The sequence below is a fragment of the Nosocomiicoccus sp. HMSC09A07 genome, assembly GCF_001808485.1.
Taxonomy (GTDB): Bacteria; Bacillota; Bacilli; order Staphylococcales; family Salinicoccaceae; genus Nosocomiicoccus; species Nosocomiicoccus ampullae_A.
Genome location: NZ_KV793622.1, coordinates 1 through 721, shown reverse-complemented (window position 1 = coordinate 721; position 721 = coordinate 1). Strand labels below are relative to the sequence as shown.

6 tRNA genes are annotated in these 721 nt (G+C 42.3%); all 6 read right to left on the bottom strand.

What is annotated here, in order from left to right:
- Positions 1-155: 155 nt before the first annotated feature.
- The 6 genes from HMPREF3177_RS00155 to HMPREF3177_RS00130 all read right to left on the bottom strand — a co-directional run bounded on the left by HMPREF3177_RS00155 (position 156) and on the right by HMPREF3177_RS00130 (position 682).
- Positions 156-235, bottom strand: a tRNA-Leu gene (locus HMPREF3177_RS00155).
- A gap of 47 nt (positions 236-282) precedes the next feature.
- Positions 283-358: transfer RNA gene (locus HMPREF3177_RS00150), tRNA-Gly, on the bottom strand.
- A gap of 18 nt (positions 359-376) precedes the next feature.
- Positions 377-447, bottom strand: a tRNA-Cys gene (locus HMPREF3177_RS00145).
- Between the two features lie 6 nt (positions 448-453).
- Positions 454-525 (bottom strand) — tRNA-Gln (locus HMPREF3177_RS00140).
- 3 nt (positions 526-528) lie between these two features.
- Positions 529-604, bottom strand: a tRNA-His gene (locus HMPREF3177_RS00135).
- Between the two features lie 7 nt (positions 605-611).
- A tRNA-Trp gene (locus HMPREF3177_RS00130) sits at positions 612-682 on the bottom strand.
- Between the last annotated feature and the right edge of the window lie 39 nt (positions 683-721).

The following is a 721-nucleotide window of genomic DNA, read 5'->3' as shown; positions in this document are numbered from 1 at the left end:
ATTTAGCTGTTGCATTTCATTTTACAATGAAGCAAATTAATTCAACATTAATAGTGTATTTTTAAATTATATCTAAAGTAAAAACATTGTAAACTGTAATACCACTGTATCTTTAGGCATAAAAAAACCACTAATATTAATATTAGTGGTACGTATACTCCCGGCCGGGATCGAACCGGCACTCCGAAGAATCGGATTTTGAGTCCGACGCGTCTGCCTATTCCGCCACGGGAGCTTAATTTAAATAAAAAAAATAAGACTTAATATAGTCTTAACAAAAAATGGAGCGGAGAGCTGGATTTAAACCAACGACTTACTTCAGGAAGAAGTATGTTATAAACAACTTAACTATCTCCGCATATATAAAATTGAAAAAAGGCGCCTACCGGATTTGAACCGGTGGTAGAGGATTTGCAGTCCTCGGCCTTACCACTTGGCTAAGGCGCCAAACTACTGGGCTGAAAGGATTCGAACCTTTGCATGACGGAGCCAAAATCCGTTGCCTTACCGCTTGGCTACAGCCCAATATGGGGCGACTGATGGGATTCGAACCCACGCATGCCGGAGCCACAATCCAGTGCGTTAACCACTTCGCCACAATCGCCGTCGTACAGGGGTAGTAGGAATCGAACCCACATCAAAGGTTTTGGAGACCTCTATATTACCATTATACGATACCCCTATAAATGGAAGGGGGCAGATTCGAACTGCCGAACCCGAA